The following is a 15,333-nucleotide window of genomic DNA, read 5'->3' on the forward strand; positions in this document are numbered from 1 at the left end:
CCCTCCACCCGTCCCCCCTTCCCCCCCCGGGGGCGGGGCGAGGGCAGCGCCGTCTCGACCGGCACACCCAACTGCCGCAGCCCGGCACCCAGTCCCCCATGGATCGCGAAATACGTCGCCCGTGGACCGCCCAGCATTCCTATCGGAATGGCCACGGCATACGTCAATTCCCGGTCATGGTACACTGCGCCGCCGCCCGTCGGCCGGCGCACCACGGCCACGCCGTACTCCGCTGGCGGCGGCGCCGCCCATGGGCCCCACGGCTGGTTGCGCCCCAGGGACAGGCACGGCGGCGACCAACGATAAAAGCGGAGGACCGGGCGGCCCCCCGCTTGCACGCTCTCGAGCAGCGCCTGATCCAGCGCCATGTTCTCGGCGCCGCACAGCGGCCCGGTCTCGATCAGCCGCCACTCGTCGCGCCGTGTACTCTCCATCATGCCTGACTGGCCACCTAGTCGATGGGCACGTACCCCTCGACTGGCGGGCAGGCGCAGACCAGGTTGCGGTCGCCCGCCGCCGCCTCGATCAGCCCGACCGCCGGCCAGAACTTGTGCTCCCGCGTCCACGGCGCCGGGAACGCCGCCTGCTCGCGCGAATAGGGACGCGCCCAATCCCCGGATGTCACTGCCTCCGCCGTATGCGGCGCGTTCTTCAAGGGGTTGTTCTCGCGGTCCATCCGCCCCTCCTCGATCTGCCGGATCTCCTCGCGGATCGAGATCAAGGCGTCGCAAAACCGATCCAGCTCCGCCTGCGACTCGCTCTCCGTCGGCTCGATCATGAGCGTCCCCGGCACCGGGAAGGAGACCGTGGGCGCATGGAAGCCGTAGTCCATGAGTCGCCTGGCAATATCCCCGGCTTCTACGCCCGCGCTGGCCTTCAGCGGCCTGGGGTCAATGATGCACTCGTGCGCCACGGTGCCGTTCCGCCCACGGTAGAGTACGGGGTAGTGCCCCTCGAGCCGGCGGGCCACGTAGTTGGCATTCAGGATCGCTACCTGGCTGGCCCGCTTCAGCCCCTCGGCGCCCATGAGCCGGATGTACGCCCAGGAGATGGGCAGGATCCCGGGGCTGCCCCACGGCGCCGCTGCCACGGCCCCAATGCTTTCCGGCCCGCCCGTCGCGACCGCCACGTGCCCGGGCAGGAAGGGCGCCAGGTGCGCCGCCACGCCGATCGGCCCCATGCCCGGGCCGCCGCCGCCGTGCGGGATGCAGAAGGTCTTGTGCAGGTTGAGATGCGCCACATCAGCCCCGAAATCGCCGGGACGGCACAGCCCCACCATCGCGTTCATGTTGGCACCGTCCATATACACCTGGCCGCCGTGGGCATGCACGACGTCACAGATCTCGCGAACGCCCTCCTCGAAAATCCCGTGCGTGGACGGGTAGGTGATCATGAGCGCGGCCAGCTCGCCGGCGTGCTCGGCTGCGCGCGCACGCAGATCCGCGAGGTCGATGTTGCCGCGCTCGTCCGAGCGGACGACCACCACCCTGAGCCCGGCCATCACGGCGCTGGCCGGGTTGGTGCCGTGCGCGGATTGCGGAATCAGGCAAACGTCGCGGCGCCCCGCGCCCCGGCTCTGGTGGTACCGCCGGATCACCAGCAGACCGGTGAGCTCGCCCTGCGAGCCCGCATTGGGCTGCAACGAGACGCGCTCGAACCCCGTGATCTCGGCCAGCCAGGCCTCGAGCTGCTGGAACAGCACATGGTATCCCTCGGCCTGCTCCACCGGCGCAAAGGGGTGCAGACGCGCGAACTCCGGCCAGGTGATGGGGAGCATTTCCGCGGCGGCGTTCAGCTTCATGGTGCAGGAGCCGAGCGGGATCATCGACGTCGTCAGAGACAGGTCCCGCGACTCGAGCCGCTTCAGGTAGCGGAGCATCTCCGTCTCGGAGCGGTAGCGGTGGAATACAGGGTGCGTCAGATACGACGTCGTGCGTCGGAACGGCGCCTCGTACTCTGTCTCCACCCCGGCCAGGAGCTGCGCCGGCAGCAGCCGGGCGGGACCAACCTCCACGCCCGCGGCAGCGGCGAACGCGGCCAGCAGGTCGGAGAGGTCTTCGGGCGTGGTTGTCTCGTCCAGCGAGATGCCGACACTGCCGCCGTCCAGCAGGCGCAGGTTCATGCGCCGCTCCGCGGCCTGGGCCAGCAAGGCGTTCCGCCGTGCTCCCACTTCGACGCGCAGAGTATCGAAGAAGCGCGCATGCGTTATCGGATAGCCCAGCCGCCTGAGCCCGGCCGCGAGCGTGGCCGTCAGCTCGTGCACCCGCCGGGCCATACGCGCGAGGCCGTCCGGACCATGGTAGACGGCATACATGCCGGCTACCACCGCCAGCAGCACCTGCGCCGTGCAGATGTTGCTCGTGGCCCTCTCGCGCCGGATATGCTGCTCCCTCGTCTGCAGCGCCATGCGCAGTCCCGGCCGGCCCGCCGCATCGCGGGAAACGCCAATGATGCGGCCCGGCAATTGCCGCCGGAACTCGTCGCGCGCGGCCAGGTAGGCGGCGTGCGGACCGCCGTATCCCAGGGGCACGCCGAATCGTTGCGTGCTCCCCACAGCAATGTCCGCCCCCCCCGCCCCCCACTCGCCCGGCGGCCGGAGCAGCGTCAGCGCGAGCAGGTCCGCGGCCGCGGTCACCAACGCCTCCGCCGCGTGCGCCCGCGCGCAAAAGTCGGCGTAGTCGTGGAGCGCGCCGTCCTGCGCCGGGTACTGCACCAGCGCGCCGAAGACCTGGGGCCGGAACTCGAACGTGTGGTGATCGCCCACCACCAGCTCGATGCCCCGCGCCCGCGCCCGCGTCCGCACCACATCGATGGTCTGCGGATAGCAGCCCTCCGAGACGAAAAAGACCTCCCGGCCTGAGCCGCCGCGCAGGGCATGACTCATCGCCATGGCCTCCGCTGCCGCCGTGGCCTCGTCCAGCAGCGAGGCGTTGGCAATGGGCAGAGCGGTCAGATCAATGACCATGGTCTGGAAGTTGAGCAGTGCCTCGAGTCGACCCTGCGCAATCTCCGGCTGGTACGGCGTGTACGCCGTGTACCAGCCCGGACTTTCCAGGATATTCCGCTGGATGACCGGCGGCGTGAGGCAATCGTAATAGCCCAGGCCGAGGTAGGAGCGGAACAATCGGTTGCGTGCCCCCAGCGAGCGCAGCTCCCTCAGCACCTCGTACTCGGAGCGCGGGCCATCGATCTGCAGCGGGCGGCGCAAGCGGATGGATTCGGGGATGGCGGCGTTCCCCAGCGCGTCCAGGGAATCGTAACCGAGCAGGTCGAGCATCCGGCCAATCTCGGCCGAGCCTGGGCCGATGTGCCGGCGGGAAAAGTCGTCCGGAGGCTGCAGCGTTCCGCTTCGCTGACTCGTCATGCACCCCTACTTGCCCAGATCGCCACCCGCGAGCTGCGCCGGGGATGGCGCGCCGCACCGCTCTCGGGCGCGTAACATAAGGCCACCGTCAAGAGACTACCCGGTAAGGGCTGAAGGAAGGCAGCCGGCCGCTGCACGGCTGCAGACAGGAGGACTCGCTACCAGGAATTCCGAGGCCGGCCGACTCGCTAGAACTCGTAGCTCCGCCCCGGTTCCAGGATCACCACCTCGGCGCGATCGCCGACCCGCCGGGCAAAGTCCTGCGGGTCCTGCCGGATCAGATCGAAGGTGTTGTAGTGCATGGGGATCACTACGCGAGGCTCGATGAAATCCACGGCCAGGGCCGCATCCTCCGGCCCCATGGTGAAATTGTCACCAATCGGAAGCAGCGCCACATCCACCTTCCCCTTCAGCAACTGCATCTCGATCAGCAGCGCCGTGTCGCCCGCGTGATACAGCCGCTTCCCGTTCAGGTCCAGCCACCAGCCACCCGGCGCGGTGGTGTAGACTCCCTCCTCATCGCCGGCTACCTGGCCCCCATGCAGCGCCGGCGTCAGCTTCGCGTACCCGAAGCGGAAGCGATGGCCGCCCCCGATGTGCATGGGGTGCACGTTCTCCACTCCCTTGGACTGCGCGAAGGACACGATCTCGAAGGTCGAGACCAGCATCGCGCCCGTGTTCTTCGCGATGCGGATCCCATCTCCGAAGTGGTCGAAGTGGCCGTGGCTGACCAGGAGATAGTCCAGAGCGTCGACGTTGTAGCTCTTGATGTCGGCAACCGGGTTCTCGTCCAGCCAGGGATCGAACATGATGCGGCTGCCATCATCGGCCACCAGGCTGAAGCAGGCATGTCCATGCCAGGTCAGTTGCGCCACGAAAGCCCTCCTTTCCTTATCGACGCCAGGGCGAAGGGCAAGGGCAGGGGCCGCCTAGCCCTGTGCCACCTGCCGCGCGTACTCCTCCGGACCCAACAACTGATCGAGATCATCGCCGTCCAGCAGGCGGAGCTTGATCAGCCAGCCTTTGCCATAGGGGTCAGTGTTCACGGCCGAAGGGTCTTTCTCGAGGGCCTTGTTCGCCTCGAGCACCTCGCCTGACACCGGGCAATACAGGTCGCTGACCGCTTTGACCGCTTCCACCGTGCCGAATACCTCCATGCGCCCGAAGCGCTCGCCCACCCCCGGCAGCTCGACGTAGACGATGTCGCCCAGCTCGCCCTGCGCGTAGTCCGTGATACCGACGAGGTACACGCCCTCCTCGTCCGCGGGCTTCAGGTATTCGTGCTCCTCGGAGTACAGCAAATCGGCAGGAATCTCGGACATGGTGCCTCCGTCCACGTCAGGTCGCCGCGTTGCGGGGTGAGAATAGGCCGGGCCTGGGGGAGCGTCAACCCTGTCCCGCCCACCACGCGACGGGGGACACGGCGACAGGGCGACACACCACGCCTGCCACCGCGTGCCGCCTCCTCACCCACCGCTCCGGCTGCGCGACGCAGAGACGGTGAGAGGGGTGGAGCGCCACGCTGCAGCCCGGTCCCCCAAGCGGCCGGAGCAACACCGTTGCGGAACTCGGGTCCCACCATTAGAGTATGCACGGATTGCCGCCGCAGCAGGCGGCGAGGGGGCCGCCCGCAGCCAGCCGGCAGCCGGCGCCGCGAGCGGACCGCGGGACGTGTGAGCCCGCTGGTGACCCGCCCATACGCTCACTCAACGAAGGAGGTGATCCCTTGTCTAGTTCCAGACCTGTACGCAACCCGGCACGGGCAAGCGATCGCCGCATCGGCAGCTAGCCGATCCACCGCGAGACCTTTTCCGCGACCGAACGGTGCCCGAGCGGCATCGCGTCGGGTTGCGGCAGATCCCTACGGCGCCGCTGGACTCCGGTCCAGCGGCGCTTCGTTTCTCCCGCCCGTCCGCACGGCCGGCCGTCCACCAGCCCTGCTCGAGCCGAGCACGCCGATTTGCAGGAGCCGTGGACCCGGCGCCGCCTCGCCAGCCTGGCGCAGCGCGGTCCGGCCTGCCCGGCGTGTGCCGGCGTCCCTGGCCGGTCGCGGCCGCGGCGCCTATTATCCGGCCGCGCGCCGGCATGGAAAACCGAGGGGAAGGGGATGGCCGTTACGATTCCGCAGCTCGCGCGCCCACCTCTCACGCTGCTCACGGAAGAGGAACGCCTCTTCCGGGACACGGTGCGCCAGTTCGCGGAGCAGGTGGTAGGGCCGCGCGTGCGGGCCATGGATGAGGCCGGCCGACTCGATCCGGAGCTGCTTCCGCGACTATTCGAGCTGGGGCTCATGGCCGTCGAAATCCCCGAACAGTGGGGCGGGGCCGGGGCATCCTTTTTCATCTCGGTGCTGGTGGTCGAAGAGCTGTCCCGCATCGATCCCAGCGTGGGCGTGCTCGTGGATGTGCAGAACACGCTCCTTAACACGGGGATCCTGCGCTATGGCACGCAGGCGCAACGGCAGCGGTTCTTGCCCGCACTGGCCAGGCAGGTGGTGGGAGCCTACGCCCTTTCCGAAGCCGGCTCGGGCTCGGACGCCTTCTCTCTCCAGACTCGCGCCTACCAGAAGGGTGCGGAGTGGCGCCTGCAGGGAAGGAAGCTCTGGATCACCAACGGCGCAGAGGCGGGGCTCTTCCTCGTCTTTGCCAATGCGCGCCCAGAGCTGGACTATCGCGGCATCACCGCGTTCCTGGTCGAGCTAGATTCGCCCGGGTTGACCGTGGGGAAGAGGGAGGAAAAGCTCGGGATCCGCGCCTCGTCGACCGTCGAGCTGATCCTGGACGATTGCCGCGTGCCGCACGATCACGTGCTGGGTGAGGTGGGACAGGGCTACAAGGTCGCGATCGAAGTGCTGAACGAGGGGCGCATCGGTATCGGCGCCCAGATGCTCGGCGCCGCCCAGGGGGCGTTGGATCATACGCTGCGCTATGTGCAGCAGCGCGAGCAGTTCGGGCGCCGCGTCGCCGACTTCCAGGGTGTGCAGTTCCAGTTGGCGCAAATGCGCACCGAGCTCGAGGCGGCGCGGCTGCTGGTCTACAACGCCGCCCGCATGAAGGAAGCCGGGCAGCCGTTTCTGGTGGAAGCAGCCATGGCCAAGCTGTATGCGTCGCAAGCCGCGCAGCGCATCGCGTCCCAATGCGTGGACCTCTTTGGCGGCTACGGCTTCACTCGCGAGTACCCGGTCGAGAAGTTCTACCGCGATGTGAAGATCGGCACGATCTATGAAGGAACCAGCAACATGCAGCTCCAGACCATTGCCAGGTATATTTTGCGCTAGTGGAACGGGATGCGGCCTTCGAGAGTTGCTTGACGGGCGGGCGCAGCGCCCGGGCGCGCGGCGGAGTAGGGCAATACAGCGCGGCTGGACGCGCAGGAAGGGGCAAAAACGCCACGATTCGGCCCGCACGGCTGGAACAAGAGTGAGTAAACGCTGGATTCGGGGGTTGGGATGAGTGCGACCACAGTGCAGGTCAGCGAGCGCGAGGCCAGAGCGGTAGCCGAGGCGGCCCGAGAAAAGGAGTGGCAGCGGCCGAGCTTCGTGGGCGAGCTGTTTCTGGGGCGGCTCCGCCTCGAGCTCATCCATCCCCATCCGCAGCCCGATCCGGAGACGGAGGCGCGCACGGCGGCCTTCCTCTCACGCCTCGACAGCTTCCTGCGCGAGCACGTCGACCCGGAGCGCATCGAGCGGGAAGACCGTGTGCCGCCCGCTGTGATCGAGGGGCTGCGCGAGCTGGGCGCTTTTGGCATCAAGATCCCCCGGGAGTACGGCGGACTCGGCCTCTCCCAGCTCGGCTACGGCCGCGCCATCGCCCGGGTCAGCACGCGTTGCGCCGCGCTGGGCGTCTGGCTTTCGGCGCACCAGTCCATCGGCGTGCCCCAGCCGCTCAAGCTGTTCGGCACCGACGAGCAGAAGAAGAGATATCTGCCCCGCCTGGCCAGGGGCGCTATCTCCGCCTTCGCCCTGACCGAGCCCGATGTGGGCTCGGATCCCGCTCGTATGAGCGCGACCGCCGAGCCGACCGACGATGGCACCGCCTTCATCCTGAACGGCGAGAAGTTGTGGTGCACGAACGGGCCCGTGGCCGAGCTCCTGGTGGTCATGGCCCGCACGCCCGCCCGTGACGGCGGCGGCCGGCGCGGTATCACCGCTTTCATCGTGGAAAGCGCCTGGCCCGGCGTCGAAGCCGTGCACCGCTGCGGCTTCATGGGGCTGCGCGGCATCGAGAATGGCGTGATCCGCTTCCGCGATGTCCGCGTGCCCCGCGAAAACATCCTGTGGAAGGAGGGAGCCGGGCTGAAGCTGGCGCTGATCACGTTGAACACCGGCCGGCTGACGATACCGGCCACCTGCGCCGCCGCTGGCAAGTGGTTCCTCAACGTCTGCCGGGAGTGGAGCAACGACCGCAAGCAGTGGGGTGCGCCGATTGGCAAGCATGACGCCATTGCGCAGAAGCTGGCGGACATGGCCGCAACCACCTTCGCCATGGAAGCAGTCGCCGAGCTGAGCGCCGCGCTCGCCGATACGGGCCGCTCGGACATCCGGTTGGAAGCCGCACTGGCTAAGCTGCACAACTCGGAGGCCGCCTGGCGCCTCGCGGACGTAGCCCTGCAGATCCGGGGCGGCCGCGGCTACGAGACCGCCGCCTCGCTGGCTGCGCGCGGCGAACCGGCGATCCCCATCGAGCGCGCCCTGCGCGACCTCCGCATCAACATGATCTTTGAAGGCTCGAGCGAGATCATGCGGCTGTTCATCGCACGCGAAGCCGTGGACCCGCATCTGCAGCGCGCCGGCGCACTGGTCGACACGGAGGCACCCGCTTCCGCCAGGGCCCGCGGCGCAGTGGCGCTCGGCGCCCACTTCGCCGGCTGGTATCCCACCCTCCTCGCCGGTTGGGGACGTTGGCCCCGCTACGCCGACTTCGGCCCGCTCGCCGCCCACGTGCGCTTTGCCGAGCGCGCCGCCCGCAAGCTCGGCCGCACGCTCTTTTATGCCATGGCCCGCTACGGGCCCAAGCTGGAGAAGAAGCAATCCGTGCTGTTCCGCCTGGTAGACGCGAGCTCCGAGATCTTTGCCATCGCCGCCACCTGCACCCGCGCGGCCATGCTGGCCCGCACTCCGGCCGCGGAGCAGGACGCTGCGACCCTGGCAGACCTCTTCTGCCGCGGCGCGCGCCGCCGCGTGCAGCAGCGCTTCCACGAGGTGTTCCACAACGATGATGCGCTCGCCTACCGCATAGCGCAGCAGTTACTGCGCGGCGAGCACCGCTGGCTCGAAGCCGGCATCATCGAACCGCCCTCGGCGCGGCTCGCGGGCTGAGCCGTCCGGGAAAGCTCTTGCGGCCGGCAGCGCGCGGCTCTTACCTTGTGCCGCGTTCAATGACATCCAGCTCGGCGGGGTCGCGCCATGGCCCTCATCGCCGCCCTCCTTCCGGATCAGCTCGATCGGGATTCGCTTTCCCGCGCGGCACCGCCGCACCAGGTGCTGTGGGCCAGCTCCTGGCGTAACCTCCACCGCATGGTGCGGAAGCGCCCGGTAGCCGCCGCCGTTGCGGACTTGCACGCCGAGACGCGCAAGGACGGTGTGCTGCGCGTCTATCGCTTCGCGCGGCGCTTCCCGCTCACCCCCGTCATCGTCTGGGGCGAGATGGACGGCCGCGAGCTCTACCGGCTGGGCAAGGCGGGCGCATGGGACGTCGTGGCCTCGCGCGACGCCGATGACGCCCAGCTCGTGGGCGAGGTTCTGGAGGCGCTGCTGCAGGACAACCTGGCGCGGCTGCTGCTGGAGCGGCTCGAGCCGAGGCTGCCCGAGGAATCCCGCGAGATCGTGCGCCACGCCGCCAGCCACATCCCGGACCGCATCCAGGTCCCCGGACTCGCCGCCTTCTACGGCATGTCGGTCTCCACGCTGGAACGCCGCTTCGAGCGCTGGGGTCTGCCCACGCCCGGCCGGCTCCTGCTCTGGTTCCGCGTGCTCTATGGATTGCGCTGGCTGCTCGAGCCAGGCCGCAGCGTAGAATCCGTCGCCGACCAGCTCGGCTACTCCTCCGGCGCCGCCTTCCGCCGCGCCATCAAGGCGACCATCGGCGGCCGGCCCTCGCCGCTTCGCAATGCCAGGGGGTTTGATCAGGCCGTCTCTCGCTTCCTGGCCGAGTGCGCGGGCCAGACCGCCGCGGCCCCGCCCGGGGGTCATTGAGCATGGCCCGCTACGACCGCATTGCACCCCTCGAGCCGCCCAGCCGCGAACGGGCTTTCCCCGGCTGGCCCGTGCTGCGCGACCTCGAAACCCAGGAGCGCGATGCCGACCTCGCCCGCCGCGCACGGCTCCGCTTCCTCGCACTCCGGCCGGTCCGCCGGCTGCTCGAGCGCGGCCTCGGGAACGTGGCCGCCGAGTCCTACGAGCGGCAGATCGAGGGGGTGCGCGAGGAGCTCGGCCAGCTCTCCGCCCGCGACCCCGAGCGCGCACGCCTCGCCCACTTCCTGCACCACATCCGCGACCGCGAGCCCGCGCTCCTCGCCCGCGCGACACTCGAGGCGGGCGGCTTCGCCGAGACTGCCGGCTACCGGCAGGGCGCGGAAGAGTTCTACCGCACCGCGCTCGAGCTCGCGGAAGTGCAACACCTGCGCCTCGAGAAGCTCGAGGCTCTGCGCCGCCTAGGCACCCTCAGCCGCCCCATCTCTGCCGCCACCGCGGAGGCGTACTTCCGTCGCGCCATCGAGCTCGCACTCCCGGTGGGCGAGCACGAGGAATGGGCCCTGGCCATGGAGGGGCTCGGGTCACTGCAGCAGGAGCGCGGCCAGGCCGACGACGCCGCCAGCACCTTTCGGGAAATCCTCGAGCGCGGGCGCGCCTGGGGAGACGAGCGCATCATCGCGGGCGCCTCGGCCAGCCTGTGCACGCATGAACTGCGGGGCGGCCGCCTCGAGCGCGCTCTGGAACACGGCTGGACCGCGCTCGGCCTGCTGCAGGACGAGCCGCGGCGCTGCCTCGTCCTGGCCGACCTGGCGACCGCCTTCGCCCGGCTCGGCATCTTCCCGGCCGCCGAGCGCTGCTACCAGATCGTCGCCTTGCGCTCGCCGGAGCCGGGTCCGCGCGCCCAAGCGCGCGCGCGTCACGCCGCTCTCGCCGCCGAAGCCGGGGACGCAGCCTCATTCCGCAGCCGGCGCCAACAGCTCCTGAAGGAGGCCGGGGAGTTTAAAGCCCACCCGGCAGCCTACGCGGCCCTGCACCTCGAGCTGGGCCGCGGCTGCCTCCTCGCCGGCGACGCGGACTTCGCGCGCGACCACTTGCGCCAGGCGCTGGCCACGGCGAGAAAGCACCACTTCCCAGATGTCCTGCGGCGCGCCGAGGAAATGCTCCCGATCCTCGAGCACGCTGCGGCCGGCATCGAGCCCGCACGGCCCACGACCACACCACCCGGGACGCTGGCCCGACGGATCGCCGCCCAGGTCGAATCCTTCGGCCAAGCCCTGGTGCCCGCTTCGAGCTAGACGGGTGGCTCGCCACTAGGAGAGCAGGTCTCGCTCGCCTCGCGACACTTCGCGCACCCAGAGCTGGTAGTCAATGGCGGCGGCAAGCGCGGCCTCGATGCTGCGCACCACGTCCTGCTCGCCCACCTCGCGCCGCGCGCGCTCCACCAGTGCCGAGTCCAGGACGAAGGTGAAGGGTCGGCGCGGCTCGGACCGTTTCCCTCGTCGCTGCTGCGGCGCCCGACCACCCATCGAGCTCATGCCGGTTGCGCTCCCCGCCCGGGGTCTCTCTGCCGCTTCCCGCCCCACCCGCGGATGCTGGCGCCCGCTGCGGCGCAGCGCCATGGCACTTTCGGACAGCCGATGCGCTTGCGCCGCGCGAAGGTTTCGACATATTTGCTGCTCATGGAATCGAGGCCCAAGCAATTGATTGTGGTGGGCGACCGCGTGCTGATCGCCCCCGAGGAAGGGGAGGAGCGCAGTCGTGTAGGGCTCTACCTGCCGCCCACGGCCGTGGACAACCAGGCCGTCCAGGGCGGTTCGGTGGTAGCCACGGGCCCCGGCACGCCGATCTCGGCGCCCACGGACCTGGACGAGGAACCCTGGAAGATCACGGGAGGCGAAGCGCGTTATCTGCCGGTCCAGGCGCGCGTCGGCGATTACGCCATCTTCTTCCGCCGCGCCGCCGTCGAGATCAGCTTCGAGGAGAAGAAGTACCTGGTCGTGCCGCAGGCGGCGATCCTGGTGTTGATCCGCCAGTCCGCGCCCGCCGAAGCTGCCCGGTAGCCCGACCCGCAGCTCGCTCCCGCGCCCGTTCCTCCGCTCTGGCAAGCGTCTTCCCGACCGTAGCAGCCTCGTAAACCCGGAAGCGCCGGAAGCGGCCCCGGAAGCGCCGGAAGCGCCGGAAGCGGCCCAGCCGGAAGCGGCCCAGCCGGAAGCGGCCCAGGCTTGCGCGGACCGGCTGGCCGCGCCACATTTCTCAGCCGGCCTACCGATCCTCGACCTGGAAGCGCCATGAAAATCTTTCGTGGGCAGCAAACTTCTTTCCGCGCGCAGCGCCGGGCCATGCTGGAAGAGCTCGAATCGTTGGCCCGTCGCGCGCGGGTGCTGCCGCTGGTGGCGCCGGTGCTCCTGCTGGGCGGGTGGGGGCTGGGCAAGCTGACCATGCGGGCACTCGAGCTGCCAGGCGGGAGCGTCGTGCGCACGGGAGTGGCGGCCGAGCCCTCGCGCATCCACCTCGAGGCGCTGAGCCGGCATTTGCAGGCGCTGCGCGAGCACGGGACGGAGACCGCCGAATACGTGATGCTCTACCAGGCCCACATTGCACCTGTGGAGCGCGCGCTCTACCGGCGGGGCGTACCCCCAGGCACAGCGCGCAGGGTGGCGTGGCCACTGGTCGAGCACGCCTATCGCCGCGGCGTGGATCCCGCCACAGTGGTCTCGGTGCTGCTCGTGGAAAGCCGGGGCCGGCCTTACGCCACGAGCCCGGTCGGCGCGCGCGGGCTGATGCAAGTGATGCCAGACTGGGAAGGCCGCTGGCGGGGGTGCGGGCGCAACCTCTACGACATCGAGGACAACCTCTGCAACGGCATCAGCATCCTGGCGTGGTACCTGCGCCGGAGCGCGGGCGATGAGCGGCGCGCGCTCCTCGGCTACAATGGCTGCATCCGTGGCAGCAACACGCCCGACTGCTGGCGTTACCCGGACAAGATCGCGCGGCTGCGGCACCAGATCCGTCGGGAATTGCACGCGGGCCAGCGCGCCGCCCCGGCCGCCGCCGCACCCTGACCCACACAGGGGCGCGCTGCAAGCCGGGAGCAGCGCTCCCCGATCCAACCCCCAACCTGTGAGCAAAAGGGGGACGCACCGCAGGGCGGGAGCGGCCTCCCCCGAGAGGGTGTTCGGCCGGCACTCAGTTTGGATGCCAACCACAATGCCCACACCTCAGGGACTGAGTGCCGGCCACCCTCGAGGGGGAGGGCCGCTCCCGCCGCTCCCGCTCCTATCGCCCGAGTTCGGCCAGCAGGGCTGCGGCCGCGTGCGTCCCCTTCTCGAAGTTTTCCAGGCTGAGCCACTCGTCGGGCGCGTGCGCGTTCTCACCCGGCAGCCCGAACCCCATGAGCAGCACGGGCGCGCCCAGTACCCTCTCGAAGTCGGTCACAATGGGGATGGACCCGCCTTCGCCGGCGTAGACGGGCGGGCGGCCGAAGGCCTGCTCGAGCGCCCGCGCCGCGGCCTCGTACAGCGGTCCTTCGAGCCGCGCCCGCCACGGATGCCCGGACTGCAGCACCTTCACCTGCGCGCGGGCGCCCTCGGGGGTCATGCTCTCGACGTGCTGCCGGAAGATGCGCTGGATGCGCGCCGGATCCTGGTCCGGCACCAGGCGGCAGCTCACCTTGGCCATGGCCTGCGCCGGCAGCACTGTCTTGGGGCCCTGGCCCACGTAGCCGGAGAGCATCCCGTTCACCTCGACCGTGGGTCTCACCCAGACGCGCTCGAGCGTCGTCTGCCCCGCCTCCCCCTGCAGCGACGGGGCACCCGTTTCCTCAAGGAATTTGCGCTCGTCGAACGGCAGCTCCCGGATCTCCGCGCGGTAATCCCCGGCCTGGTTCACGTCGTCGTAAAAGCCGGGAATCGCGATTCTCCAGCTTTCGTCGTGGAAGCTGGCAATGATGCGGGCCAGGGCGGTGGCCGGGTTCACCACGGCCCCGCCGTAGCTGCCGGAGTGCAGGTCGCGGGCGGGACCCTGCACCTCGATCTCGAAGTAGGCGAGCCCGCGCAGTGACGCGCCGATGGTGGGCACGCCCGGCGCCACCATAGTGGTGTCCGAGACCACCACGGCGTCCGCGGCCAGCCGCTGCGCATTCGCCTCGACGAAGGGCATCAGGTTGACACTGCCCACCTCTTCCTCGCCTTCCACCAGCATGACCAGATTGACGGGCAGTCGGCCGGCGGAGCGCATGTGCGCCTCGAGCGCCTTTACGTGTAGGTAGAGCTGGCCCTTGTCGTCCACGGCGCCGCGGGCGTAGAGCCTGCCCTCCCGCGCCTCGGGCTGGAAGGGCGGCGTCGTCCACAGCTCGAGCGGCTCCGGCGGCTGGACATCATAATGCCCGTAGATGAGCACTGTGGGCGCGCCAGCGCCGGCGCCCCGCCACTCGCCCAACACGATGGGGTGGCCGGCTGTGTTTTCAATGGACGCCTCGAGTCCCACCCGGTCCAGCTCCGCCGCCAGCCAGTCTGCCGCGCGCCGTACATCCGGGTCGTGCTCCCTGCGCGCACTCACGCTGGGGATGCGCAGGAACTCGGTCAGCTCCTCCTGGAAGCGGGCGAGGTTGGCCTGGATGTAGGCGTGGAGGTCTGCACTCATGGTTCCCGCCTCTCGCTACCGCGACGGGCTGCCCGTCAGCTCGTCCAGTAGCGACTTGGCCTGATAGACGTTGCGCAGCGCCTCCAGGATGCCGGCAGAATGGACGCCAATTGACCTTCCCGCCTCGGTCATGTACACGAACTCGTTGGGCAACTGCTCGATGTTGCCGTCGAAGGCGATGCCCACGATCCGGCCCTCCCGGTCGATCATCGGACTGCCACTGTTCCCGCCCGTGATGTCCGTGGTAGCCACGAAGTTCAGGGGCACGCTCAGATTCACCGCGCTGCGCCGCTCCGCGAATGTGCGCGGCAGGGTCCAGGGCATCTCGTTCTTGAAGTTGTTGGCCCGCTCGTAGAGGCCGTAGAAGGAGGTGAAGGGAGATGCCACAGTGCCGTTGTACGGGTAGCGGCGGACCACGCCGTCCGAGATGCGCAGCGTGAAGGTGGCATCGGGAGGGAGCTGCGTCCCGAACACGGCGAACAGCGCCTTGGCGAGTCGCTCCTCCTGTACGGCTTCGCTGGCGTTGAGCTCGGCGGAGCGTGCGGCCAGCCGGCGGTACTCGGTCTCCATCACTCGCGCCAGCCGCAGCAGCGGATCGGACGTCGTGTCCAGCGCGCTGATCCCGGCGCCCAAGAGACCCTGGCGGAAGGCGACGTCGCCCACGCGCGTCCCGCGGATCAGTCGCTGGGCCGCCTGTGCCGGCGTCTCGCCCGGACGGAGCGCCTCCCGCACCGGCGGGTGGTCCGCTGGCAGGAATTCGCGGGCCAGCTCGAGCCTGACCTCCGTGAGCTGGACGCCGGTCTCGGGATCCAGCGGCGTGGGCCGGCCCAGGATCTGCTCCACCCGGCTGAGGTTCTCGCCGCTGAACTCCTGGGGCCGCTGCTCTTCAGGCTGCCCGCGGGCGTGCATCAGCCCGACCAGCAGGCTGGCGAGCTGCATGTGGGGCGCGGCAAAGCCGAAGAAACGGGGGTCGGTCAGGTTCAACGCGGGGGCGACCGTCAGCTTCTCGGCCTGGATCCGGGCAATGCGATCCCAGATGTCACCGTAACTCTCGCGCAGCTTCGCGTACGCCTCGACCTTCTGCCGGAACTCGCGCTCCCACCGGAGCTTCCGGCCCAGGAGCAGGGTGTCGTTC

13 protein-coding genes are annotated in these 15,333 nt (G+C 69.6%); 6 read left to right on the forward strand and 7 right to left on the reverse strand.

The window, feature by feature from the left end:
- The 4 genes from HY703_11390 to gcvH form a co-directional block, all read right to left on the reverse strand.
- On the reverse strand, positions 1–437 hold a 437-nt coding region (locus tag HY703_11390), incomplete at its 3' end, for a hypothetical protein (protein MBI4545791.1).
- Between the two features lie 14 nt (positions 438–451).
- Entirely contained in the window at positions 452–3,364 is a 2,913-nt protein-coding gene (gene gcvP / locus HY703_11395; protein MBI4545792.1) for an aminomethyl-transferring glycine dehydrogenase, read from the reverse strand.
- Between the two features lie 188 nt (positions 3,365–3,552).
- A complete protein-coding gene (locus HY703_11400) occupies positions 3,553–4,239 on the reverse strand; it encodes a metal-dependent hydrolase (GenBank protein MBI4545793.1) in 687 nt (228 codons plus the stop codon).
- 54 nt (positions 4,240–4,293) lie between these two features.
- Positions 4,294–4,686 carry a glycine cleavage system protein GcvH gene (gcvH, locus tag HY703_11405; protein MBI4545794.1) on the reverse strand — a complete coding sequence of 131 codons (393 nt, stop codon included), beginning with the start codon at positions 4,684–4,686 and terminating at the stop codon, positions 4,294–4,296.
- Positions 4,687–5,471: 785 nt separating this feature from the next.
- Here gcvH and HY703_11410 point away from each other — a divergent pair.
- The 4 genes from HY703_11410 to HY703_11425 all read left to right on the forward strand — a co-directional run bounded on the left by HY703_11410 (position 5,472) and on the right by HY703_11425 (position 10,852).
- Positions 5,472–6,641, forward strand: a complete 1,170-nt coding sequence (locus tag HY703_11410) for an acyl-CoA dehydrogenase (GenBank protein ID MBI4545795.1) — start codon at positions 5,472–5,474, stop codon at positions 6,639–6,641.
- 171 nt (positions 6,642–6,812) lie between these two features.
- The gene (locus HY703_11415) at positions 6,813–8,681 is read left to right on the forward strand and encodes an acyl-CoA dehydrogenase family protein (protein MBI4545796.1); all 1,869 of its coding nucleotides are present in this window, start codon (positions 6,813–6,815) and stop codon (positions 8,679–8,681) included.
- A gap of 87 nt (positions 8,682–8,768) precedes the next feature.
- The gene (locus tag HY703_11420) at positions 8,769–9,557 is read left to right on the forward strand and encodes a helix-turn-helix transcriptional regulator (protein ID MBI4545797.1); all 789 of its coding nucleotides are present in this window, start codon (positions 8,769–8,771) and stop codon (positions 9,555–9,557) included.
- Between the two features lie 2 nt (positions 9,558–9,559).
- Complete coding sequence (locus HY703_11425) at positions 9,560–10,852, forward strand: hypothetical protein (protein ID MBI4545798.1); 1,293 nt, start codon at positions 9,560–9,562, stop codon at positions 10,850–10,852.
- A 15-nt stretch (positions 10,853–10,867) separates the two neighbouring features.
- On the opposite strand, the gene HY703_11430 is transcribed toward HY703_11425, so the two are convergent.
- Positions 10,868–11,092, reverse strand: a complete 225-nt coding sequence (locus tag HY703_11430; GenBank protein MBI4545799.1) for a hypothetical protein — start codon at positions 11,090–11,092, stop codon at positions 10,868–10,870.
- A 144-nt stretch (positions 11,093–11,236) separates the two neighbouring features.
- On the opposite strand from HY703_11430, the gene HY703_11435 reads away from it, so the two are divergent.
- Positions 11,237–11,617 carry a co-chaperone GroES gene (locus tag HY703_11435; GenBank protein ID MBI4545800.1) on the forward strand — a complete coding sequence of 127 codons (381 nt, stop codon included), beginning with the start codon at positions 11,237–11,239 and terminating at the stop codon, positions 11,615–11,617.
- A 516-nt stretch (positions 11,618–12,133) separates the two neighbouring features.
- The gene (locus tag HY703_11440) at positions 12,134–12,619 is read left to right on the forward strand and encodes a lytic transglycosylase domain-containing protein (GenBank protein ID MBI4545801.1); all 486 of its coding nucleotides are present in this window, start codon (positions 12,134–12,136) and stop codon (positions 12,617–12,619) included.
- A gap of 214 nt (positions 12,620–12,833) precedes the next feature.
- Here the strand turns inward: HY703_11440 and HY703_11445 are convergent, their stop codons facing one another.
- Complete coding sequence (locus HY703_11445; GenBank protein MBI4545802.1) at positions 12,834–14,198, reverse strand: dipeptidase; 1,365 nt, start codon at positions 14,196–14,198, stop codon at positions 12,834–12,836.
- Between the two features lie 15 nt (positions 14,199–14,213).
- A partial coding sequence (locus HY703_11450) for a S46 family peptidase (protein ID MBI4545803.1) occupies positions 14,214–15,333 on the reverse strand: 1,120 nt, incomplete at its 5' end.

The organism is Gemmatimonadota bacterium (assembly GCA_016209965.1).
Classification (GTDB): Bacteria; Gemmatimonadota; Gemmatimonadetes; order Longimicrobiales; family RSA9; genus JACQVE01.

Coding starts and splice junctions, on each gene's coding strand:
- HY703_11445 (MBI4545802.1), bottom strand. CDS start 14,198: ATGAGTGCAGACCTCCACGCCTACATCCAGGCCAACCTCGCCCGCTTC.
- HY703_11425 (MBI4545798.1), top strand. CDS start 9,560: ATGGCCCGCTACGACCGCATTGCACCCCTCGAGCCGCCCAGCCGCGAA.
- HY703_11415 (MBI4545796.1), top strand. CDS start 6,813: ATGAGTGCGACCACAGTGCAGGTCAGCGAGCGCGAGGCCAGAGCGGTA.
- HY703_11410 (MBI4545795.1), top strand. CDS start 5,472: ATGGCCGTTACGATTCCGCAGCTCGCGCGCCCACCTCTCACGCTGCTC.
- HY703_11440 (MBI4545801.1), top strand. CDS start 12,134: ATGCTCTACCAGGCCCACATTGCACCTGTGGAGCGCGCGCTCTACCGG.
- gcvH (MBI4545794.1), bottom strand. CDS start 4,686: ATGTCCGAGATTCCTGCCGATTTGCTGTACTCCGAGGAGCACGAATAC.
- gcvP (MBI4545792.1), bottom strand. CDS start 3,364: ATGACGAGTCAGCGAAGCGGAACGCTGCAGCCTCCGGACGACTTTTCC.
- HY703_11435 (MBI4545800.1), top strand. CDS start 11,237: ATGGAATCGAGGCCCAAGCAATTGATTGTGGTGGGCGACCGCGTGCTG.
- HY703_11420 (MBI4545797.1), top strand. CDS start 8,769: ATGGCCCTCATCGCCGCCCTCCTTCCGGATCAGCTCGATCGGGATTCG.
- HY703_11430 (MBI4545799.1), bottom strand. CDS start 11,092: ATGAGCTCGATGGGTGGTCGGGCGCCGCAGCAGCGACGAGGGAAACGG.